A 20,377-nucleotide genomic window follows, 5' to 3' on the forward strand; every position below is an offset into this window, starting at 1 on the left:
TGCGGTGGACACCTTCTTCCCCCTTAGCATCAGCCCATGAACTACTGGCTGATGAAGTCGGAGCCCGACGAAGCGTCGATCGCCGACCTGGCCCGCGCGGGCACCCTGCCCTGGACCGGCGTTCGCAACTACCAGGCGCGCAACTTCATGCGCGACGACATGCGACTCGGTGACGGCGTGCTCTTCTATCACTCGTCCTGCCCCGAGCCCGGCGTTGCCGGCCTCGCCGAGGTTTGCAGCGCGGCCTACCCGGACGCGACGCAGTTCGACCCGGCCAGCCACTACTTCGACCCCAAGTCCAAGCCCGACGCGCCGCGCTGGGTGCATGTGGACGTGCGCTGGCGCGAGACGACGCGGCTGCTGAGCCTCAAGGAGATGCGCGAGGCGCCCGAGCTGGCCAGCATGGTGGTGCTGCAGCGCGGCAGCCGGCTGTCCATCACGCCGGTCACGACGACCGAATGGCAGGCCGTGCTGAAGCGGCTGCGCGGATGACGGCCGGCCTGGTTGCCGAGCTGCTGGCGCTGGGACTCGCAGCTGGCTTTCTGGCCGGCCTGCTTGGCATAGGCGGCGGCATGCTGCTGGTGCCCTTCCTCACCTTCATCCTGAGCCAGCGCGGCGTCGAGCCCGGCATGGCCGTCAAGATGGCCATCGCCACGTCGATGGCGACCATCATGTTCACGTCGCTGTCCAGCGTGCGCGCCCACCATCAGCGTGGTGCCGTGCGCTGGGATCTCGTCAAGGGCCTGGCGCCCGGCATCCTCGCCGGCGGGCTGCTGGCTGGCGCGGGGCTGTTCGCGCTGTTGAAAGGCGCCTGGCTGGCCCTGGTGTTCGCGGCCTTCGTCAGCTTCTCGGGCTGGCAGATGCTTCGCAACAAGCGCCCCGCTCCCACCCGCCAGATGCCCGGCCCGGCCGGCCAGTTCGGCGCCGGCGCGGGCATCGGCCTGCTGTCGGGGCTGGTGGGCGCGGGCGGTGGCTTTGCCAGCGTGCCCTTCATGGTCTGGTGCAACGTACCGGTGCACTTCGCCGTGGCGACGAGTGCGGCGCTGGGCTTCCCCATCGCCATTGCCAACACGCTGGGCTATGTGGTCAGCGGCTGGGGCGTTGAGCCGGCGCTGCCGGGTGCCTTCGGCTACCTCTACCTGCCGGCGCTGGCGTTGATCGCCGCCGCCAGCGTGACCATGGCGCCGCTGGGTGCCCGCACGGCGCACGCCATGAACGTGGCGCAGTTGAAGAAGGCGTTCGCGGCGCTGCTGTTCGCGCTCGCGGCCTACATGCTCTGGAAGGGGCTCAGCGGGATCTAGCGAGATCTAGCTGAAGGCGATCGACGCCAGCACGACCTGGTTGCCGCCGCGGCGCTGGGCCTCGTGGACGGCGGCCTCGCTGGCGGCCACCAGCTCCTCCTGGCGAGAGGCCGTGTGCGGGAAGCTGGACACGCCCATCGAGATCGACAGACCCAGGTCCTGGCCGTTCAGCACGACGATCTGCGCCGCGCACTGGCGGCGCAACTGCTCCATGCGGGCATGCGCCGTGGCCAGGCCGACGCCCGACAGCAGCACGGCAAAGCGCTGCGCACCGATGCGGCAGGCCGAGTCCATGGCCCGCGTGTTAGCGCGCAGCATGCGGCCAATACCTTCGAGCAGTCGCTGCTGCGCTTCGTCGCCCAGATCTGCGGCCGCCGGCAAGGCGTCCAGCGCGATGACGACGAGGGCGAACTCGCGATGCTCGCGCGAGGACAGGTCGATCTCGCGCAGCAGTTGGTCGTCGAACTGCGGGCGCATGTAGAGGCCCGAGACATCGTCGCGGCCCGAGCCCAGCTGCAGCTCGCGGCGGATCTGTTCGATGGCGCCCTGCTGCTGCTCGATCTGGGCCAGCGCGCGCTGCAGCTGCGCCTCGCGATGGCGTTCCTCGGTGCGCTCATGCCAGACCGACAGCAGAAAGTCCTGGCCCAGCGCCAGGCGCGTGACACTGAACTCGCGGCGGCGGCCGTTGATCTCCAGCTTGTGCTCGGACACGACCGGGTGACGCTGGGCCATGACGGTCTGTTCGACGCGGCGCAGCGCGGTGGTCTCGTCGGCCTTGAGTAGCTCGGCATCGGTGTGGCCGATGACGGTCTCGCTTTCGAACAGCTGGGCCAGGCCCGGGCTGGCAAACACATAGCGGCCGTTGGCCACCGTCTTGATCGCCGCCTGGCTGCCCAGAGGCTCGATCAGCGCGACCAAGCCGGCCAGCGTCTCGCCGCCCAGCTCGGTGCGTCCGGCAAGCCAATGCGCCAGGCTGCCGGGCTGCGTCGCGGAGGAGTCAGCGGTCATGTCCATGAAATCGTTTTGATGCGATCGCTTGCGGTCGGTGGGGGAACCGGGCCGGTCCAGTGTCAAAGGACTGTAGTAGGGCGCGAACGCGGCCAGCAAGGCCGGGTCACCCCATGAATCGGGCCTCCCCCCTAGAAGGCCCGCTGCATCACTTGGAGGGCATCCTACCGAGTTTCAACACGGTGACCCGCGAGAATGGCGCCCCATTCACGGGAGGTTTATGCAGGGATTCGATGCGGTGGTGGTGGGCGCGGGCGCGGCAGGCCTGTTCTGCGCGGGGCTTGCGGGCCAATTGGGCCTGCGCGTGCTGCTCATAGACCATGCGCCACGCCTGGCTGAAAAGATCCGTATCTCGGGTGGCGGGCGTTGCAATTTCACGAATCGCGAGGCCGGGCCGGCCAATTTCCTGTCCGAGAACCCGGCCTTCTGCCGCTCGGCACTGGCGCGCTACACGCCGCAGGACTTCATCAAGCTCGTGCAAAGCCATGGCATCGCCTTCCACGAGAAGCACAAGGGCCAGCTGTTCTGCGACGGCGCCAGCGAGCAGATCATCCAGATGCTGGTCAAGGAGTGCGAGGCTGGCGGCGTCACGCGCTGGCAGCCCTGCACGGTGGCCGATGTGCGCCCGCTGCCCGACGGTGGCTTCGAGCTGGACACAAGCCAGGGGCCGGTGACGGCGCCGCGCGTCGTCGTTGCGACCGGCGGGCTGCCGGTGCCCAAGATCGGCGCCAGTGACTGGGGCCTGCGTCTGGCCAAACGCTTTGAGCACGCCCTCGTCGAGCCGCGCCCGGCCCTCGTGCCGCTGACCTTCGACGAACACGCCTGGGCGCCCTTCGCGGCGCTGGCGGGGCTGTCGCTGCCGGTGGAGGTGTCCTGCGGCAGCGGCAAGGCGCGCGGGCGCTTCCTGGAGGACCTGCTGTTCACGCACCGGGGCCTGAGCGGCCCGGCCATCCTGCAGATTTCGAGCTACCGCACGGCCGGCGATCAGCCGCTGCAGATCAATCTGGCCCCCGAACTGCAGCTCGACAAGGACCTCATCGAGGCCAAGGCCACGTCGCGCCGCCAGCTGGGCAACGAGTTCGCGGCCCGCCTGCCGCAGCGCCTGGCGGCCGCCTGGCTGGAACGCGCGAAGCTGGATGCCGCCCGCCCCCTGGCGGAATGCCGCGATGCCGACCTGCAGCGCCTGGGCCGCAGCGTGCACGATTGGCAGCTGCTGCCCAGCGGCGACGAGGGCTGGCGCAAGGCCGAAGTGATGCGCGGCGGCGTCTCTACCCGCGACCTGAGCTCGCAGACGCTGGAGAGCAAGCGTGTGCCGGGCCTGTTTTTCATCGGCGAAGTTGTCGACGTGACGGGCTGGCTCGGGGGCTACAACTTCCAGTGGGCCTGGGCCAGTGCGGCCGCCTGCGCGCGGGCGATGGCCGAGGCTTCAACACCCGCCTGAGCAAATCTTGGCAAGTGCTTGATTTTCTGGCTACAATCCTCGGCTTTGCTGGCAAACCCCGCGCGTCGATTCGCTGCATGTCATTGGACTAAACAAGTGACGCAGTAATCCGGAACCTGCTGCTGAACTTAGCCGCGAATACCGAGCGCAATCTGAAGGAAATACATGACCACTATCCGCGTCAAAGAAAACGAGCCGTTCGACGTCGCACTGCGTCGCTTCAAGCGCACCATCGAAAAGCTGGGCCTGCTGACCGACCTGCGCGCCCGCGAGTTCTACGAGAAGCCCACCGCCGAGCGCAAGCGCAAGAAGGCCGCGGCCGTCAAGCGCCACTACAAGCGCGTGCGCAGCATGCAGCTGCCCAAGAAGCTGTACTGATCGGCTCCTGACGCGACCCGGAACCCTGTGTTCCGGTGAACTCCAAAACCCGCCACAGGACGCTGTCGCGGGTTTTTGTCTTTTTGAACTGGACCTCCCCATGAGCCTCAAAGACCGCATCACCGAAGACATGAAGGCCGCCATGCGCGCCAAGGAAGCCGACCGCCTGCTGACCATCCGCGGCCTGCTGGCTGCCGTGAAGCAGAAGGAAGTGGACGAGCGCGTCGTCGTCGACGACACGGCCCTGGTCGCCATCGTCGACAAGCTGATCAAGCAGCGCAAGGACTCGATCAGCCAGTTCGGCGCCGCCGGCCGCGATGACCTCGTCGCCAAGGAAACCGCCGAGCTGGCCGTGCTGCAGGGCTATCTGCCCGAGCGCCTGTCGGCCGAGGCCGTGGCGGAGAAAGTCGCAGCCATCGTTGTCGAACTCGGTGCCAGCGGTCCGAGTGACATGGGCAAGGTCATGGCCGCCGCCAAGGCCGCCCTCGGCGGCGTGGCCGAAATGAGCACGGTGTCGGCTGCGGTCAAGGCCGCGCTGGCCAAGTAAGGAGTCGCCATGAGCCTGCCTCTGCAAGCAATCGCCCCCGACATCTGCGCCGCGCCGCAGCTGACGCCCGAAGCCATGGCCGAGGCTGCGGCCATGGGCTTCAAGAGCGTCGTCAACAACCGCCCCGATTTCGAGCATGGCCCGGACCAGCCGACCTCGGCGGCCATTGAAGAAGCCGCCAAGATGGCCGGCCTGGAATACCGCCACCTGCCGGTGGCCGGCGGCTACCAGTCGCCGGAAGAGATCGCGGCCTTCGCGCAGCTGCTGCAAGAACTGCCGCGCCCGCTGCTGGTCTTCTGCCGCTCGGGCGCACGCTCGACGCGCCTCTTCGTGCAGGCCCAGCAACTCGGCTGAACCCCTCGGGGCTTACCCTTGACGACGGCTGAAAGAAGCCGTCGTCCCCCAAGCGGTCGCTACATTGGCGGCCGCTTCGCTTTTCTCCTGTGACCAGCCCATGAACGCCCTGCTCTCCCTGGCGCGGCGCATCGACAGCCTCAACGACCGCTTCGGCAAGTTCGCCGCCTGGGCCGTGCTGCTGTCCTGCTTCATCAGTGCCGCCAATGCCGTCGTCCGCTACACGCTGGACTACAGCTCCAACTCCTTCCTGGAAATCCAGTGGTATCTGTTCGCCACCTGCGTGATGCTGGGCGCGGCGCAGGTGCTGCGGCTCAACGAGCATGTGCGCGTCGACCTGGTCTACAGCCGGCTCACGGGCCACGGCAAGGTCTATGTCGACCTGTTCGGGCTGGTCGTCTTCCTGCTGCCCGTCATCTGCTACATGGCCTGGCTGTCCTGGACCCTGTTCATCGTCAAGCTCAGCACCGGTATGTCGGCCAGTGACTCGGTCGCCAGCCTCGGCTTCACGGGCTACTGGATCAAGCTGCTGACCTCGGGCGAGGTGTCGAGCAATGCTGGCGGCCTGATTCGCTGGCCGGCCGTGCTGACGCTGCCCCTTGGCTTCGTGCTGGTGGCACTGCAGGGCGTGGCCGAGATCATCAAGCGCGTGGCCTGGCTCGCGCACAAGTTCGACATGGACATCCACTACGAGAGGCCCCTGCAATGATCTCGATGGAGAGCTTCCCGCCGCTGATGTTCGCGGGGCTGATCGTGATCATGCTGATCGGCTTTCCCGTCGCGTTCTCGCTGGCCGCGCTGGGCCTGGCCTGCGGGTTCTTCGCCGTCAGCCAGGGCTGGTTCCCGCCCGAGTTCATGAGCGCGCTGCCGCAGAACGTCTTCGGCATCCTGTCCAACGACCTGCTGCTGGCCATCCCCTTCTTCACGCTGATGGGCTCGCTGCTGGAGAAATGCGGCCTCGCCGAGGACATGCTCGACTCCATGGGCCAGCTCTTCGGCCCCGTGCGCGGCGGCCTGGGCTACTCGGTCATCATCGTCGGCTTCATCCTCGGCGCCATCACCGGCACCGTGGCCGGCCAGGTCATCGCCATGGCCATGATTTCGCTGCCGGTCATGATGCGCTACGGCTACAACATGCGCTACGCGACCGGTGTGCTGGCGGCGTCCGGCACGATCACGCAGCTGGTGCCGCCGTCGCTCGTGCTGGTGGTGCTTGCCGATCAGTTGGGCCGTTCGGTGGGCGACATGTACAAGGGCGCCTGGGGGCCGTCCATCCTGCAGGTGCTGATCTTCGCGCTCTACACCTTCGTGCTGACCCGCGTGAAGCCGAATCACCTGCCGGGCGTGCCCAAGGAAGCGCGCACGCTGCAGGGCTGGGCGCTGTGGAAGAAGTGCCTGCGCGGCATCATCCCGTCGGCCGTGCTGATCTTCGCGGTGCTGGGCTCCATGGGCGGGCTGCCGGGCATCAACACCGCCATCTGCACGCCGACCGAAGCCGGCGCGATGGGCGCGGTGGGCGCCTTCATCCTGGCCGCCATGCACAAGCGGCTGAACTGGCCGCTGATCCGCGAGACCATGCTGGGCACCATGCGCATCACGGCCATGGTGGTGTTCATCCTGATCGGCTCGCGCACCTTCTCGCTGGTGTTCCAGGGGGTCGAAGGCGGGCGCTGGCTGGAGCACATGCTCAGCGACCTGCCGGGCGGCCAGATCGGCTTCCTGATCGCGGTCAACCTGTTCATCTTCTTCCTGGCCTTCTTCCTCGACTTCTTCGAGATCGCCTTCATCATCCTGCCGCTGCTCGGGCCGGTGGCCGACAAGATGGGCATCGACTTGGTCTGGTTCGGCGTCATGCTGTGCGTGAACATGCAGACCAGCTTTATGCACCCGCCCTTCGGCTTCGCGCTGTTCTACCTGCGTGGCATCTCGGACACGCTGTTCAAGAACGGCTCGATACCCAGGAAGGTCGAGTCCAAGGACATCTATCTGGGCTCCATCCCCTGGGTGTTCATGCAGCTTGTCCTCGTCGCCGTCGTCATCTTCTTCCCGCAGACGGTGACGGCCTTCCTCGACAAGGAGAAGGTCGTTGACATGAACCAGGCGTCGGAACTGCTGCAACAGATGGGCGGCCACGACAACAAGCCGGCCGACATGAGTTCCGACGACGCGAGCAAGCTGTTCGCGCCCGAGCCTGCGGCGTCGGCGGCCAGCGCGCCGGTGGACGACGGCGACGCGGTGCGCCGAGCGCTGGAAGACGCAGCAAAGAAATAGCCGCCGAGCGGCCAAGAAAAAGCCCCGCGATGCGGGGCTCTTGTTTGCCAGAGGCCGGAAAGGCTCAGAGCTTTTGCGACTGCATGAAGTCGTCGAAGCCGGCTTCCGAGAAGCGGAACCACAGGTTCTGGTCGCGGCGGAAGTTGGCATAGTCCTCGTAGACCTTCTTCCAGTTCGGGTTCTTGGCCGACAGCTCGCCGTAGATGGCCATGGACTCCTTGAAGGCTGAGTCCATCACGTCCTTCGGGAAGCGGAACAGCTTGGTGCCCGAGCCCACCAGCTGCTTCAGCGCGCCGGGGTTCTTGGCGTCGTACTTGGCCTGCATGTCGATGTGGGCCATGGCGGACGCGGCCTCGACAACGGCCTTGTACTCGGCCGACAGCGCATCGAAGGCCTTGGTATTGATGAAGAAGTCCAGCTGCGGGCCGCCTTCCCACCAGCCGGGGTAGTAGTAGTTGGGCGCGACCTTGTTGAAGCCGAGCTTCTGGTCGTCATAGGGGCCGACCCACTCGGCCGCGTCGATGGTGCCCTTCTCCAGCGCCGAGTAGATTTCGCCGCCGGCAATCTGCTGCGGCACGGCGCCCATGCGCTCCATCACTCGGCCGGCAAAGCCGCCGATGCGAATCTTCAGGCCCTTGATGTCGGCGACGCTCTTGATCTCCTTGCGATACCAGCCGCCCATCTGCGCGCCGGTGTTGCCACCCAGGAAATTGATGATGTTGTAGTTGCGATAGAACTCGCGCATCAGCTTCATGCCGTTGCCTTCCACCATCCAGGCCGTCATCTGGCGGCTGTTCAGGCCGAAGGGGATGGCGCAGCCCAGCGCAAAGGTCTCGTCCTTGCCGAAGAAGTAGTACGGCGCGGTGTGGGCGATCTCGACGGTGGCGTTCTGCACCGCGTCCACGACCTGCAGCGCCGGCACGATCTCGCCGCCGGCATGCACAGCGATCTGGAACTTGCCGCCGGTCATCTCGGAGACCTTCTTGGCGAACACGTCGGCCGCGCCGAAGATGGTGTCCAGCGACTTCGGGAAGCTCGACGCGAGGCGCCAGCGCACCTGGGCCTGGGCGTGCACGACGGCCGGGGCGGCGCCTGCAGCCAGCACGCCGGCGATACCGGCATGACGCACAAAGGAACGGCGTTCCATGGACATGGATGTCTCCTGTTTTCGGTTTGTGAAGAGAGAAGGAAGCTGGGCGATTCTAGGAAGGCCGCACCGCCCACCCGACCGGATTTACCCCGGCGCTGCGATTCGCGTTTGGGCCGAGCGCCGGGCCGCTCCCAAGCCGGCCCGCCTGGTGATGTGCTTGCGGCTCGATGCCGCAAGCATCGCCGTCCCCTCGGGGGACCGACTGGGCTGGCCTGCGTCCAGCAAGGCCAGACCAGGCGAGGGGCATCAATTCGCGCCTGCCAACTTCATGCCGGTGAGAAGCACCGAGCCAATAGTCTTGGTCCCCATCGAATACTCGTCCGCACCGATGCCAACGATGTTCTGCAACATGTCTTTCAGGTTGCCGGCAATGGTCACCTCATGCACCGGGAAGGCGATCTCGCCGTTCTCGATCCAGTAGCCGCTGGCGCCGCGCGAGTAGTCGCCGGTCACGTAGTTCACGCCCTGCCCCATCAGCTCGGTAACAAGCAGGCCGCGACCGAGGCGGCGGATCATCGTCGGCAGGTCGTCGCCGGGCGCCGTCGCACGGCTGGTCATGCGCAGGTTGTGCGAGCCGCCGGCATGCCCGGTCGTCTGCATGCCCAGCTTGCGCGCCGAGTAGCTGGACAGGAAGTAGCCCTGCAACACGCCGCCCTGCACGACCGATCGCGCACGCGTGGTGACGCCCTCGTCGTCGAACGGTGAGCTGCCCTTGCCCCTGGGCACATGCGGGTCCTCGGAGATATCGATGTGCGAGGCCGTGACGGGCTTGCCCAGGCTGTCGAGCAGGAAGGTGGTGCGGCGGTAAAGCGCGCCGCCGCTGGTGGCCTGCACCAGCGCGCCCAGAAGGCCGATGGCCACCGTGCTCTCGAACAGCACCGGGATCTCGGCGGTGGCGACCTTGCGCGCCTTCAGGCGCGACAGCGCGCGCTCGGCGGCGTAGCGGCCTACCACTTCGGGCGAGGCCAGGTCGGCGGCGGAGCGCATGGAGCTGTACCAGGCGTCGCGCTGCATGCCGGCGCCACGGCCGGCGATCGGTGCGACCGACAGCGAATGCCGCGAGCTGGCATAGCCGCCACGGAAACCGCGCGTGTTGCCCATCCAGAAGTGCGACTGCTGGGCCGACACGGCCGCGCCCTCGCTGTTGGTGATGCGCTTGTCCACGCCCAGTGCCGCTGCTTCGCAGCGCAGCGCGATCTCGGCGGCCTGGGCGGCGTCGATGGTCCAGGGGTGGAAGAGGTCCAACTCGGGCCGGGCTGCGGCGTCCAGCGCCAGGTCGGCCGCGTCCGGCAAGCCGGCGAACTCGTCCTCGGCCGTGAAGCGGGCGATGTCGTAGGCCGCGCGCACCGTGTCGCGAATGGCTTGCGGCGAGAAGTCAGACGTGCTGGCATTGCCGCGCCGCTGGCCCAGGTAGACCGAGATGCCCAGCGACTTGTCGCGGTTGCGCTCGACATTCTCCAGCTGGCCCAGCCGTGCCGACACCGAGAGGCCGCAGCCTTCCGACACCTCGGCCCCGGCATCGCTGGCGCCGAGCTTCTTCGCCTCGCCGAGTGCGTCCTCGATCCATTGTTGGAACTGCTCGGGGCTGTAGGCGAAACCGTCTTTAGCTTGGGACATGAAAGGCACTGAATCGGGGTGGGCGACAATCATAGGACTCGCCTGACCATGGCCCCCCGATGCAAGAAAACACTCCTGAACTCGAAGACGACGACGACTTCGACCGCCCCAGCAAGTCCCAGCTCAAGCGCGACATGACCGCGCTGCAAGAGCTGGGCGAAGACCTGATGGCCCTGCCCGAGAGCCGCTGGGAGGCGCTGGCCCTGCCGGAGATCCTGTACGACGCGCTACGCCACGCCAAGAAGATCACCAACTTCGAGGGCAAGCGCCGGCAGATCCAGTACATCGGCAAGCTGATGCGCAGGATCGATCCCGAGCCCATCCGCGAGGCTGTGGCCGCCTTCAAGCTCGGCCATGCGTCGGACAGTCTGCGGCTGCACCAGTCGGAGCGCTGGCGGGAGTTGCTGCTTGCAGACGACGCGGCGCTGCAGCAGTTCATCGACGGTCATGTGGACGTCGACATCCAGCAGCTGCGCAACCTCGTGCGCGCGGCACGCAAGGACGCAGCCAACGAGCCCGAGAAGCGCAGCGGCCGTGCGTACCGAGAGCTGTTCCAGTTCGTAAAGGCATCGGAAGTTGCGGCCGACGATGAGTGAGCCAGTTCGCATCGGCATCGTCTCCATCAGCGACCGCGCTTCGACCGGTGTCTACGAAGACAAGGGCCTTCCCGCGCTGAAGGATTGGCTGACGAGCGCACTGCACAACCCCTTGGAGTTCGTGCCCCGGCTGATCCCCGACGAGCGGGCCGGCATCTCGGCCGCGCTGGTCGAACTGGTCGACACCGAGCACTGCGACCTCGTGCTGACCACCGGCGGCACCGGCCCCGCGCCGCGCGACGTGACACCCGAGGCGACGCTGGCCGTGGCCGACCGCGTGATGCCGGGCTTTGGCGAGCAGATGCGCCAGATCTCGCTGCACTTCGTGGCCACGGCCATCCTGTCGCGCCAGGTGGCCGTCATCCGCGGCAAGGCGCTGATCATCAACCTGCCGGGCCAGCCCAAGGCCATTGCCGAGACGCTGGCCGGCCATGAGAAGGCCAGCGGCATCTTTGCCGCCGTGCCCTACTGCATCGACCTCATCGGCGGGCCCTACCTGGAAACGCGCGACGAGGTCTGCAAGGCCTTCCGGCCCAAGAGCGCCCAACGCGCCCCGCGCGCCTAGCCAACGACGGCATCCGGCGCGGCCGACGCGCTGATGGCGGCCTCCACCTCATCCAGCCCGCGGTTGCTGCTCAGGCCGAAGCCGCCCACGACGCGCTGRCCAATGGCGCCGCGCCCCGAGGCGGTGTGCACGCCCACCCAGGCGTCGCGGCCCGACCGCTTGGCGGCATACAGGCCCAGGTCGGCCAGGTTGAGGACCTGCTGCCAGCTGCGCGCCTGCGGTCGCTCGGACTCGAACGGCACGCAGGCGAAGCCGATGGAGCAGCTCACTTCCAGCTCGCTGCCATCGTCGAGCGTGAACGGCGTGTCGGCGATGACGGCGCGCATGCGCTCGGCCAGCTCATCGGCACGCACGCGGTCGGTGTCGCGCGCCACGGCCAGGAACTCTTCGCCGCCCCAGCGCACCAGGTAGTCGGACTCCCTCAGCACCGACTGCAACCGCGCGCCGAACTGCACCAGCACGGTGTCGCCGGCCGCATGGCCGTGGCGGTCGTTGATGCGCTTGAAGGCGTCGACATCGAGCAGCAGGAAGACGTTGTCGGTGTCCAGCGCTTTGCCGCTACCGGTCAGCACTTCTTGCGAACGGCGCAGGCTGGCGGCGAGGTCGTGTTCGATGTGATCGCTCAGGAAGCGGCGGTTGTGCAGGCCGGTCAGCGGGTCGGTCACGCTGCTCATCTGCAGTTCGGCCGACTTCTGCTCCAGCGTGTGGTGCAAGGCCTCCAGCTCGGCGGTGCGCTGGCGCACCTTGTGCTCGAGTTCGCGCTGGCGGTGGCGCAGCAGCCGGGTGCGCGCGCTCATCAGGGCCAGCAGCAGCAGGCCCAGCGCCAGTGCAAACGCAGCGCGGAACCACCAGGTCTGGTGCCAGGCTGGCAGCACGCGTATGGGCAGGGCCAGCTCGCGCTCGCCCCACTGGCCGTCGCGGTTGGAGGCGCGCAGGCGCAGGCTGTAGTCGCCCGGCGGCAGGTTGGCATAGGCGGCCAGCCGGCGCGTCGCGTCCGTCGCCAGCCAGGTGGTGTCATAACCCTCCAGCTTGTAGGCGTAGCGGTTGCGCTCGGGCGCGGAGAAGTCGGTCGACGAGAACTCCACGGCCAGGCTGTTGGCATCGGCGGGCACAGTCAGCGGGGAGCTGCCGGCGGCCACATGCACGGGCTGGCCGCCGAGCTTCACGTCGGTGACCAGCACGCTGGCTGCATAGGTCCAGGGCCGCAGCTTTTCGGGCTGCACCACCGTCATGCCGCCAGCGCCGCCGAACAACAGCTCACCCCGCGCAGTGCGCGCGGCCGAGCCGGTCCAGTAGGTCGGGAAGACGACGCCCTCGGCGCGGCGCAGCGCCAGCACGGCAAGTGTCTGCGCGTCGATGCGGGCCAGGCCGTTGTCGGTGCTGGCCCAGACCCGGCCTTGCAGGTCGCGCAGTAGCGCGTTGACGGTGCTGTCGGGCAACTGAGCCGGCCCCAGGCGTTGCGGTGCTTCGCCGCCTTGTCCGGTCGCTGGCAGCACATCGATGCCGCCGCCATAGGTGCCCACCCACATCCGGCCACGGTCATCCGCCAGCAGCGCAGTAACGAAGGCCGCAGACAGCCGCCCGGGCTCGACCGGGCCGGGCAGCCACTGTGTGACGGCACGCGTGGTCGTGTCGACGCGGTTCAGGCCATGGCGTGTGCCGACCCAGAGCACACCGGCGTCGCGCGGGTCGCGCGCCAGCACGGTGACGCGCTGGTCGCTGAGGCCGGGCGCGGCCAGCGTGACGGCCTCAGCCCGGCCGAGCTTCACGTCCAGCCGCCACAGCCCGTCGGTCTGGCCGCCTATCCACAGGTCGTCGCCATCGGCCAGCAGCGCCCAGGCGGACGCCGCCGGGTCGCGGCCCGCCAGCGTCACGCGGCTGACGCGCCGCCCCGCGGCGTCCGCGCGATAGAGCCCGCGCTTGGTGCCGATGAAAAGGCCGCCGTCCGGCGCCGGCGCCATCGCCAGCACGATGTCGGGCGGCAAGGCGGTGTCGGGCCGGGTCGGGTCCGGCCGCAGAGCACCGACGCGGTTGCCTGCCGTGTCGAGAATGTCGATGCCGCTCTTGTGCGTACCCAGCCATAGGCTGCCATCGGGCCGGGGCTGTATCCAGCTGATCTCAGTGCTGACGAAGCGGGCGTCCATCGCATCACCGCCGTCGGGCGACACGCCGAAGCGCGTCAGCACGGCGGTCTGGCGCGGGTCGTAGCGGCTCAGGCCGCGGTTGGTGCCCACCCAGATCAGGCCGGCGCGGTCGCGGTACAGCGCGCGCAGCGAGTTGTCGGCCAGGCTGGTGGGCCAAGCGGGCACGTGGCGGATGCGGCGCGTCTCGCCCAGCGCAAAGTCCACCGCGACGAGGCCCTGGCTGAGCGTAGCAACCCACATTTCGCCGGGCTGCACCTCGGTCAGGCCGGCGATCTGGCTGTCGCTCAGCAGGTCCAGGCCGTCGCGCGTGGCCCACTCGTGCAGCGGCGCGGCCGGTGCGCGGCCTTCGTCCGGCAGCACGAAGACGCCGTGCTGAAGGCTGCCCACCCAGATGCGCCCGGCGCTGTCCTGCGTGAGCACCTCGGGCTGCACGGTGGCTCCGGCGCGTAGTGCGACCGGCTCAAGCGTCGCAGCGCCGGGCTGGCGCCGGAACAGGCCCGCCGTACTGCCCAGCCACAGCGCGCCACGGCGGTCGCGCAGCAGCACGCGCACCTGGGCGCCGGCGGCGGCGGCCCAGCCCTGGCTGGCGTGTTCGATGCGGCTGTCGGGGGCCAGCCGGTCCAGGCCGCCATCGGTGACGATCCACAGACCGCCCTCACCGTCGTCCAGCATCTGGCGCACGCTGACATGGCTGAGGCCGCGCTCGCCGCCGACCGGGTAGCGCACGAAGCGGTCAACGGCCGGGTCATGCCGCAGCAGGCCGGCCGAACTCGTGCCCACCCAGAGCCGGCCGCGTGCGTCGCCGTGCAGGGCCTGAACATAGCTGTCGGGCAAGGCGCCGTCGCGCTGTGGGTCGGCCTGATAGACGCGGAAGCGATAGCCGTCCCAGCGCGACAGGCCGCCCGGGCTGCCTATCCACAGGAAGCCTTGCCCGTCCTCGGCCAGCGCCGACGCAATCGCATTGGGCAGGCCCCGGTCCTGCGTGATGTGCTGGAAAGCGATGTCGGCTAGGCGCCCCCGGGGCGGTGCGGGCGGCTCGGGCGCGGCCTGCGCCAGCGTGGCGGCCAGCAGCCCGCCCAGCGCGAGGCGCCAGACAGGGTGAAGCCGCAATCGGAACTCGCGCAGGAGCACAGCAGGCCGTCGAAGGTCGGGCCGTCAGGCCCGGAAGCGTCGATTCTCTTCGACGCGCAGCGCGCCGAGGCCGGCCCTATTTGACGAGCCGGTTCATCTCCACCGCGTCGAAGGTCTCATCGCGCTGGGCATCGCAGGGCACGCAGTCGCCGACCGGCTTGCCGAGCTGCGTGGAGAGCTTGCACAGCGCGTCCCACAGCAGCGCAATTTGGTGCTCGTGGCCCGAAGCGCTGTCGATGAGGCCGCGCATGGCCAGGGCCACGGGGTCGTCGCCCTGGGCCACGCCATAGGCCGAGAAGCCCATGCGGGCGGCGGCCTCCTCGCGGGCCTGCTCGCTGGCGGCCTCGATGATGCGGGCCGGGTTGCCCACGGCCGTCGCGCCCGCCGGCACGGGCTTGGTGACGACCGCACCCGAGCCGATGCGCGCGCCCGCGCCGACCGTGAAGCCGCCCAGCACGCAGGCATTGGCGCCGACGATGACGCCCGGGCCCAGCGTCGGGTGGCGCTTGGCGCCCTTGACGAGCGAGGTGCCGCCAAGCGTCACGCCCTGGTAGATGGTGCAGCCCTCGCCGATCTCGGCCATTTCGCCGATGACGATGCCCATGCCGTGGTCGATGAAGACCTTGCGGCCGATGCGCGCGCCGGGGTGGATCTCGATGCCGGTCAGGAAGCGGCCCCAGTGCGAGACCCAGCGCCCCAGCCACTTGAAGCCGTGGCTCCACAGCCAGTGCGCGCGGCGGTGCATCCACAGTGCGTGCAGGCCCGGGTAACAGGTCAGCACCTCCCACGTCGACCGCGCGGCCGGGTCGCGCTCGAGGATCAGGGCAATGTCTTCGCGCAGGCGCTGGAACATGGTGCGATCAAGGAAAAAGGTGAGCCAGTCTAGGCGCGAGGTCAAGAGCCTGCTGTGCCTGCGGTCTTCATCATCTGCCGGGCGATGCCGCGAAGGATGTGCACTTCCTCATTCGTGAGACCGGCGCGGTTGAAGAGCTGGTTCAGGCGCGGCATCAGCTTGCGCGGCGCGGCGGGGTCGAGGTAGCCAATGTCGACCAGCGCCGTCTGCAAGTGGTCCAGCAGGCCTTGCACGGCGCGCGCGTCGGCCCATGCAGGGTCCGGCGTGCGGGCCTGCACGCCAAAGCCGCCGAGGGCTTGCCGCAGGTCATAGGCCAGCAGCTGCACGGCCTGGGCCAGGTTCAGCGAGCCGTAGTCCGGGTGCGTCGGGATACTGAGCACCGCGTGGCAGCGGTAGACGTCCTCGTTGCTCATGCCGTAGCGCTCGGAGCCGAACACCAGCGCCAGCCGGGGCGGGGCCTCACGCGCGGCCAACTCGGCGAACAGCGCGCGCGGCTCGTGCGTCGGCGGGCCGAAGTCGCGCGGCGTCATCGCCGTGGCGCAGGCGTAGTCCACGCCGTCCAGCGCGTCGGTCAGCGTCGGCACGACGCGGGCGCGGGCCAGGATGTCGGCCGCGCCGCTGGCCATGGCCACGGCCTCCTCGTGGCAGAGCACGTCGGGGAAGCGCGGCGCCACCAGCACCAGGTCGTGAAAGCCCATCACCTTCATCGCCCGCGCCGTCGCGCCGACGTTGCCGGCGTGGCTGGTGTTGATGAGAACGAAGCGTGTGGATTGCACGGGTTTACACGTAAGCGGCGGCTAGAATCGCGCGATTATCCGGGCCGCCTCCATGGGTCCCGTCGCTCTTTCCTCCTGTCAGCCCCTTCTTCCCAGCGAGTGCCACGCATGCTGCAAACGTCTCACCATCCCATGCTCAATGTCGCCATCAAGGCGGCGCGTGCGGCTGGCGCCATCATCAACCGCGCCTCGCTGGATCTTGAAGCTCTGCGCATCAACACCAAGAGCCCGAACGACTTCGTCACCGAGGTCGACCACGCCGCAGAAGGGGTGATCATCGAGACGCTGCTGGGCGCCTACCCTGACCACGRCATCCTGGCCGAAGAGTCCGGCCGCACCCACGGCGCCAAGCATTCCGAGTTCGTCTGGATCATCGATCCGCTGGACGGCACCACCAACTTCATCCACGGCCTGCCGATGTATTGCGTGTCCATCGCGCTGGCGCACCGCGGCGTCGTGCAGCAGGCCGTCGTCTACGACCCGACCCGCAACGACCTCTTCTACGCCACCAAGGGCCGCGGCGCGTTCTGCAACGACCGCCGCCTGCGCGTGTCCAAGCGCACCCGCCTGAGCGACTCGCTGATCGGCACCGGCTTCCCCTTCCGCCGTGGCGACAACTTCAAGCGCTACGTGAAGATGTTCGAGGAAGTCATGCAGAGCTGCGCCGGCCTGCGCCGCCCGGGCGCTGCGGCACTAGACCTCTGCTACGTCGCCGCCGGCTACTACGACGCCTTCTTCGAGACCGGCCTGCAGCCCTGGGACGTGGCGGCCGGCTCGCTGATCATTGCCGAGGCCGGTGGCCTGATCGGCAACTTCACCGGCGAGGCCGACTACCTGCACCAGCGCGAAGTCGTGGCCGGCAACCCCAAGATCTACGCCCAGCTCGTGACGATGCTGTCGCCCTACACCCGCGTCATCAAGGAAGAAGCTGTGGCCGCCGCCGCCGCGCCAGCCACGGAAGGCGAAGCCGCTACGGCCCCGGCGCCCGTGGCCAAAAAGCGTGTGGCCGTGCGCCTGAAGAAGGAAGACATGGGCGGCGACGCTCCGGTCTGACCCTTTCGGCACTCTCTGCCCCGCTGACGAAGCCCTCCTCGCGAGGGCTTCGTCGTTTTCGGCGTGACGAAGTTGGCAGGTACGACCTCTACGGAATAACCCACCCATCAGCGTGTGACTTGTGCACGCCTGCCCCCCTTACCTGTGGGGGTTCGACTGGCCAGAATGCGAGCCAACGCGGCCAAGAAGCCGCATCGCTTCCACTCCAACCCACTCGAAAGATTCCATGTTCGCTCGCTCCGTTCTCGCCCTCGCCCTCGTTGCCGCTGCGTCCCTGGCTCACGCCGACGCCAAGGTCCTGAAGAAGGTGGCCCCCGAGTACCCCAACGAAGCCGTGAAGAAGAACATCAACAACGGCAGCGTGCGCGCCAAGATCGCCATCGCCGGTGACGGCAAGGTCTCGGGCGTCGAAGTCGTCGAAGCCGAACCCAAGCGCGTGTTCGACCGCGCCGCCGTCGAGGCCCTGAGCCAGTGGAAGTTCGAAGGCACCGGCGCCGCGCAGACGCATGAAGTCAAGCTGGTGTTCAAGTCTGAAGATTAATTCGGCGCCCCGCTGAATCAACAAGGCCCGCAGTCGCGGGCCTTGCTCTTTGTGGGCGCCAGATAATGCGCGCCCCGATGAAAACCGAAACCGCCGCCCCCGACCTCGCCCCACACACGCCCATGATGTCCCAGTACCTTGGGCTCAAAGCGGACTTCCCGGACACGCTGCTGCTGTACCGGATGGGCGATTTCTACGAAGTCTTCTACGACGATGCCCGCAAGTGCAATGCGCTGCTGGACATCACGCTGACCCAGCGCGGCCAGAGCGCCGGCCAGCCGGTCGTCATGGCCGGCGTGCCGGTGCATGCACTGGAGAGTTATCTCGCCAAGCTCATCAAGCTCGGCGAAGCGGTGGCGATTGCCGAGCAGGTCGGCGAGGTCGGCTTGGGCAAGGGCCCCGTGGAGCGCAAGGTCGTGCGCGTCGTCACGCCGGGCACCATCACCGACACCGAGCTGCTGGCCGACAAGCAGGACGCCGTGCTGCTCGCCGTCAGCGGCAGTGGCCGCCGGCACGGTCTGGCCTGGCTGTCGCTGACGCAGGGCGAAATCGGTCTCGCCGAATGCAGCGACGTGGAGCTGCCGGCCTGGCTGGCACGCCTGTCGCCGGCCGAGGTGCTGGTGAACCGCGAGCAGCAGCCTGCCGGCGTCATGAAGGCGCGCTTCCCGGTCACGAACCGGCCGAGCTGGCAGTTCGACGCCGCTTTAGGCCAGCGCAAGCTCTGCGAGCAACTCGCCGTGGCCAGCCTGCAGGGCTTCAACGCGCATGAACTGGCCTTGGCCCACGCAGCGGGCAGCGCGCTGCTGGCGTTTGCCGAGCACACGCAGGGCCGCGCACTGGCCCATGTGCGCTCCCTGCGCGTGCAGCGCAGCGGCGACCTGCTGGACCTGCCGCCCGCCACGCAGCGCAACCTGGAGCTGGTGCAGACGCTGCGCGGCGAGACCAGCCCCACCCTCTTCTCGCTGCTGGACAGCTGCAAGAGCGGCATGGGCAGCCGCACGCTGCGCCAGTGGCTGCTGCATCCCAAGCGTGACCGCGCCGAAGCCATCTCGCGCCACAACGCCATCGCGGCGCTGCAGGCCGAAGGCTTCGAGCCGCTGCGCGAGGCGCTGAAGTCGGTCAGCGACGTGGAGCGCATCTCGGCCCGCATCGCGCTGCGCCAGGTGCGCCCGCGCGAGCTGACCGGCCTGCGCGCGACGCTGCAAGTCCTGCCCCAACTGCGCGCGGTGACACCCACCGCGCTACGCGACGCCAGCCTGAACCCGCCGGCCGACATCCAGGAGCTGCTGGAGCGTGCCATCGCGTTGGAGCCGGCCATCCTGACGCGCGACGGCGGCGTCATCGCCGACGGCTTCGATGCCGACCTGGACGAGCTGCGCGGCATCCAGCAAAACTGCGACGGCTTCCTGCTGGACCTGGAAACCCGCGAACGCGCCCGCACGGGCATCGCCAACCTGCGCGTGCAGTTCAACCGCGTGCATGGCTTCTACATCGAGGTCACGCAGGGCCAGGTCGACAAGGTGCCGATGGACTACCAGCGACGCCAGACGCTGAAGAACGCCGAGCGCTACATCACGCCCGAGCTGAAGGCCTTCGAGGACAAGGCGCTGTCCGCCAACGAGCGGGCACTGGCGCGCGAGAAGCTGCTGTACGAGCAGGTCATCGACGCCCTCATCACCCGCCTGGAGCCGCTGACCGCGCTCGGCCGCACGCTGGCCGGGCTGGACGCGCTGGCCGCGTTGGCCGAACGCGCCGTCACGCTGAACTGGTGCCGGCCGGAATTCGTGGCCCAGCCCTGCCTGGAGATCGAGGCCGGCCGTCACCCCGTCGTGCAGGGCCGCCTGCAGGAGACCGGTGGCACGGAGTTCATGCCCAACGACTGCAAGCTGGACGCCCGCACCAAGCTGCTCGTCATCACCGGCCCGAACATGGGCGGCAAGAGCACCTTCATGCGCCAGGTGGCGCTGATCGCGCTGCTGGCCGCGATTGGTTCCTATGTGCCCGCCACGAGCTGCCGACTGGGGCCGATGGACGCCATCCACACCCGCATCGGCGCGGCGGACGACCTGGCCAACGCGCAGTCCACCTTCATGCTGGAGATGACCGAGGGCGCGGCCATCCTGCATTCGGCGACCGACCAGTCCCTGGTGCTGATGGACGAGATCGGGCGGGGAACGTCGACCTTCGACGGCCTGGCACTGGCCTCGGCCATCGCCAGCCACCTGCACGACAAGACCCGCGCCTTCACGCTGTTTGCGACGCACTATTTCGAGCTGACCGAGTTCCCCGCCAAGCACGCGCAGGCGCAGAACTGGCACGTCTCGGCCGTCGAGAGCGGCGAAGACATCGTCTTCCTGCACGAGCTGCAGCCCGGCCCCGCCAGCCGCAGCTATGGCGTGCAGGTCGCACGCCTGGCCGGCATGCCGGCCAGCCTGGTGCGCCAGGCGCGCGCGACGCTGGAGGCGCTGGAGGCGCGATCCAACGCGGCCGATGACCAGTTCGACCTTTTCGCCGCCCCGCCCGCCCCGCCACCCCTGCCCGAGCCCAGTGAGCTGCTGCAGGCGCTGGCCAAGGTCGACCCGGACACGCTGTCGCCACGCGAGGCGCTGGAGGCGCTGTACCAGCTCAAGCGTCTGGCTGGCGGCTGACCG

Annotated in this window: 19 protein-coding genes; 13 read left to right on the forward strand and 6 right to left on the reverse strand. The window is 68.4% G+C overall.

What is annotated here, in order from left to right:
- The first annotated feature begins 36 nt into the window (after nucleotides 1–36).
- Nucleotides 37–492 carry an EVE domain-containing protein gene (locus ACXRVZ_RS16120; RefSeq protein ID WP_457426577.1) on the forward strand — a complete coding sequence of 152 codons (456 nt, stop codon included), beginning with the start codon at nucleotides 37–39 and terminating at the stop codon, nucleotides 490–492.
- A complete protein-coding gene (locus ACXRVZ_RS16125; protein ID WP_457426575.1) occupies nucleotides 489–1,301 on the forward strand; it encodes a sulfite exporter TauE/SafE family protein in 813 nt (270 codons plus the stop codon). Before ACXRVZ_RS16120 ends, ACXRVZ_RS16125 begins: the two co-directional genes overlap by 4 nt.
- A gap of 6 nt (nucleotides 1,302–1,307) precedes the next feature.
- On the opposite strand, the gene ACXRVZ_RS16130 is transcribed toward ACXRVZ_RS16125, so the two are convergent.
- The gene (locus ACXRVZ_RS16130; RefSeq protein WP_457426573.1) at nucleotides 1,308–2,309 is read right to left on the reverse strand and encodes a GGDEF domain-containing protein; all 1,002 of its coding nucleotides are present in this window, start codon (nucleotides 2,307–2,309) and stop codon (nucleotides 1,308–1,310) included.
- Between the two features lie 220 nt (nucleotides 2,310–2,529).
- On the opposite strand from ACXRVZ_RS16130, the gene ACXRVZ_RS16135 reads away from it, so the two are divergent.
- The 6 genes from ACXRVZ_RS16135 to ACXRVZ_RS16160 all read left to right on the forward strand — a co-directional run bounded on the left by ACXRVZ_RS16135 (nucleotide 2,530) and on the right by ACXRVZ_RS16160 (nucleotide 7,300).
- A complete protein-coding gene (locus ACXRVZ_RS16135) occupies nucleotides 2,530–3,750 on the forward strand; it encodes an NAD(P)/FAD-dependent oxidoreductase (RefSeq protein WP_458232577.1) in 1,221 nt (406 codons plus the stop codon).
- A gap of 165 nt (nucleotides 3,751–3,915) precedes the next feature.
- Entirely contained in the window at nucleotides 3,916–4,128 is a 213-nt protein-coding gene (rpsU, locus tag ACXRVZ_RS16140) for a 30S ribosomal protein S21 (protein WP_007833691.1), read from the forward strand.
- 100 nt (nucleotides 4,129–4,228) lie between these two features.
- A complete protein-coding gene (locus ACXRVZ_RS16145) occupies nucleotides 4,229–4,675 on the forward strand; it encodes a GatB/YqeY domain-containing protein (protein WP_457426569.1) in 447 nt (148 codons plus the stop codon).
- A 9-nt stretch (nucleotides 4,676–4,684) separates the two neighbouring features.
- Nucleotides 4,685–5,029, forward strand: a complete 345-nt coding sequence (locus ACXRVZ_RS16150; RefSeq protein WP_457426567.1) for a TIGR01244 family sulfur transferase — start codon at nucleotides 4,685–4,687, stop codon at nucleotides 5,027–5,029.
- A gap of 100 nt (nucleotides 5,030–5,129) precedes the next feature.
- A complete protein-coding gene (locus ACXRVZ_RS16155; protein WP_457426565.1) occupies nucleotides 5,130–5,738 on the forward strand; it encodes a TRAP transporter small permease subunit in 609 nt (202 codons plus the stop codon).
- The gene (locus ACXRVZ_RS16160) at nucleotides 5,738–7,300 is read left to right on the forward strand and encodes a TRAP transporter large permease (protein ID WP_457426595.1); all 1,563 of its coding nucleotides are present in this window, start codon (nucleotides 5,738–5,740) and stop codon (nucleotides 7,298–7,300) included. The genes ACXRVZ_RS16155 and ACXRVZ_RS16160 overlap by 1 nt, the downstream gene beginning before the upstream one ends.
- Before the next feature lie 64 nt (nucleotides 7,301–7,364).
- Here the strand turns inward: ACXRVZ_RS16160 and ACXRVZ_RS16165 are convergent, their stop codons facing one another.
- Both ACXRVZ_RS16165 and pmbA read right to left on the reverse strand, forming a co-directional pair.
- Nucleotides 7,365–8,447 carry a TRAP transporter substrate-binding protein gene (locus tag ACXRVZ_RS16165; protein ID WP_457426593.1) on the reverse strand — a complete coding sequence of 361 codons (1,083 nt, stop codon included), beginning with the start codon at nucleotides 8,445–8,447 and terminating at the stop codon, nucleotides 7,365–7,367.
- A gap of 249 nt (nucleotides 8,448–8,696) precedes the next feature.
- Nucleotides 8,697–10,067 carry a metalloprotease PmbA gene (gene pmbA / locus ACXRVZ_RS16170; RefSeq protein WP_457426563.1) on the reverse strand — a complete coding sequence of 457 codons (1,371 nt, stop codon included), beginning with the start codon at nucleotides 10,065–10,067 and terminating at the stop codon, nucleotides 8,697–8,699.
- Between the two features lie 59 nt (nucleotides 10,068–10,126).
- Here pmbA and yjgA point away from each other — a divergent pair, with 59 nt between their 5' ends.
- Together yjgA and mog are read left to right on the forward strand one after the other, a co-directional pair.
- A complete protein-coding gene (gene yjgA, locus ACXRVZ_RS16175) occupies nucleotides 10,127–10,663 on the forward strand; it encodes a ribosome biogenesis factor YjgA (protein WP_457426561.1) in 537 nt (178 codons plus the stop codon).
- Nucleotides 10,656–11,228 (forward strand): molybdopterin adenylyltransferase, encoded by a 573-nt coding sequence (gene mog / locus ACXRVZ_RS16180; RefSeq protein ID WP_457426559.1) that lies wholly within the window; start codon nucleotides 10,656–10,658, stop codon nucleotides 11,226–11,228. Before yjgA ends, mog begins: the two co-directional genes overlap by 8 nt.
- Here mog and ACXRVZ_RS16185 read toward each other — a convergent pair.
- The 3 genes from ACXRVZ_RS16185 to ACXRVZ_RS16195 form a co-directional block, all read right to left on the reverse strand.
- Complete coding sequence (locus tag ACXRVZ_RS16185) at nucleotides 11,225–14,482, reverse strand: two-component regulator propeller domain-containing protein (RefSeq protein ID WP_457426557.1); 3,258 nt, start codon at nucleotides 14,480–14,482, stop codon at nucleotides 11,225–11,227. The genes mog and ACXRVZ_RS16185 overlap by 4 nt on opposite strands.
- A gap of 97 nt (nucleotides 14,483–14,579) precedes the next feature.
- Nucleotides 14,580–15,356: a serine O-acetyltransferase gene (gene cysE / locus ACXRVZ_RS16190; protein ID WP_457426555.1), complete on the reverse strand. Its 777-nt coding sequence runs from the start codon at nucleotides 15,354–15,356 to the stop codon at nucleotides 14,580–14,582.
- Nucleotides 15,357–15,397: 41 nt separating this feature from the next.
- Nucleotides 15,398–16,132 (reverse strand): RNA methyltransferase, encoded by a 735-nt coding sequence (locus tag ACXRVZ_RS16195; protein WP_457426553.1) that lies wholly within the window; start codon nucleotides 16,130–16,132, stop codon nucleotides 15,398–15,400.
- A 111-nt stretch (nucleotides 16,133–16,243) separates the two neighbouring features.
- On the opposite strand from ACXRVZ_RS16195, the gene ACXRVZ_RS16200 reads away from it, so the two are divergent.
- The 3 genes from ACXRVZ_RS16200 to mutS all read left to right on the forward strand — a co-directional run bounded on the left by ACXRVZ_RS16200 (nucleotide 16,244) and on the right by mutS (nucleotide 20,374).
- Entirely contained in the window at nucleotides 16,244–17,185 is a 942-nt protein-coding gene (locus ACXRVZ_RS16200; RefSeq protein ID WP_458232581.1) for an inositol monophosphatase family protein, read from the forward strand.
- Nucleotides 17,186–17,411: 226 nt separating this feature from the next.
- The gene (locus ACXRVZ_RS16205; RefSeq protein ID WP_457426551.1) at nucleotides 17,412–17,726 is read left to right on the forward strand and encodes an energy transducer TonB; all 315 of its coding nucleotides are present in this window, start codon (nucleotides 17,412–17,414) and stop codon (nucleotides 17,724–17,726) included.
- 77 nt (nucleotides 17,727–17,803) lie between these two features.
- The gene (mutS, locus tag ACXRVZ_RS16210) at nucleotides 17,804–20,374 is read left to right on the forward strand and encodes a DNA mismatch repair protein MutS (protein WP_457426549.1); all 2,571 of its coding nucleotides are present in this window, start codon (nucleotides 17,804–17,806) and stop codon (nucleotides 20,372–20,374) included.
- The last annotated feature ends 3 nt before the right edge of the window (nucleotides 20,375–20,377 follow it).

This window comes from Roseateles sp. P5_E8 (genome assembly GCF_054177665.1).

Coding starts and splice junctions, on each gene's coding strand:
- ACXRVZ_RS16120 (WP_457426577.1), top strand. CDS start 37: ATGAACTACTGGCTGATGAAGTCGGAGCCCGACGAAGCGTCGATCGCC.
- ACXRVZ_RS16125 (WP_457426575.1), top strand. CDS start 489: ATGACGGCCGGCCTGGTTGCCGAGCTGCTGGCGCTGGGACTCGCAGCT.
- ACXRVZ_RS16130 (WP_457426573.1), bottom strand. CDS start 2,309: ATGACCGCTGACTCCTCCGCGACGCAGCCCGGCAGCCTGGCGCATTGG.
- ACXRVZ_RS16135 (WP_458232577.1), top strand. CDS start 2,530: ATGCAGGGATTCGATGCGGTGGTGGTGGGCGCGGGCGCGGCAGGCCTG.
- rpsU (WP_007833691.1), top strand. CDS start 3,916: ATGACCACTATCCGCGTCAAAGAAAACGAGCCGTTCGACGTCGCACTG.
- ACXRVZ_RS16145 (WP_457426569.1), top strand. CDS start 4,229: ATGAGCCTCAAAGACCGCATCACCGAAGACATGAAGGCCGCCATGCGC.
- ACXRVZ_RS16150 (WP_457426567.1), top strand. CDS start 4,685: ATGAGCCTGCCTCTGCAAGCAATCGCCCCCGACATCTGCGCCGCGCCG.
- ACXRVZ_RS16155 (WP_457426565.1), top strand. CDS start 5,130: ATGAACGCCCTGCTCTCCCTGGCGCGGCGCATCGACAGCCTCAACGAC.
- ACXRVZ_RS16165 (WP_457426593.1), bottom strand. CDS start 8,447: ATGGAACGCCGTTCCTTTGTGCGTCATGCCGGTATCGCCGGCGTGCTG.
- pmbA (WP_457426563.1), bottom strand. CDS start 10,067: ATGTCCCAAGCTAAAGACGGTTTCGCCTACAGCCCCGAGCAGTTCCAA.
- yjgA (WP_457426561.1), top strand. CDS start 10,127: ATGCAAGAAAACACTCCTGAACTCGAAGACGACGACGACTTCGACCGC.
- mog (WP_457426559.1), top strand. CDS start 10,656: ATGAGTGAGCCAGTTCGCATCGGCATCGTCTCCATCAGCGACCGCGCT.
- cysE (WP_457426555.1), bottom strand. CDS start 15,356: ATGTTCCAGCGCCTGCGCGAAGACATTGCCCTGATCCTCGAGCGCGAC.
- ACXRVZ_RS16205 (WP_457426551.1), top strand. CDS start 17,412: ATGTTCGCTCGCTCCGTTCTCGCCCTCGCCCTCGTTGCCGCTGCGTCC.
- mutS (WP_457426549.1), top strand. CDS start 17,804: ATGAAAACCGAAACCGCCGCCCCCGACCTCGCCCCACACACGCCCATG.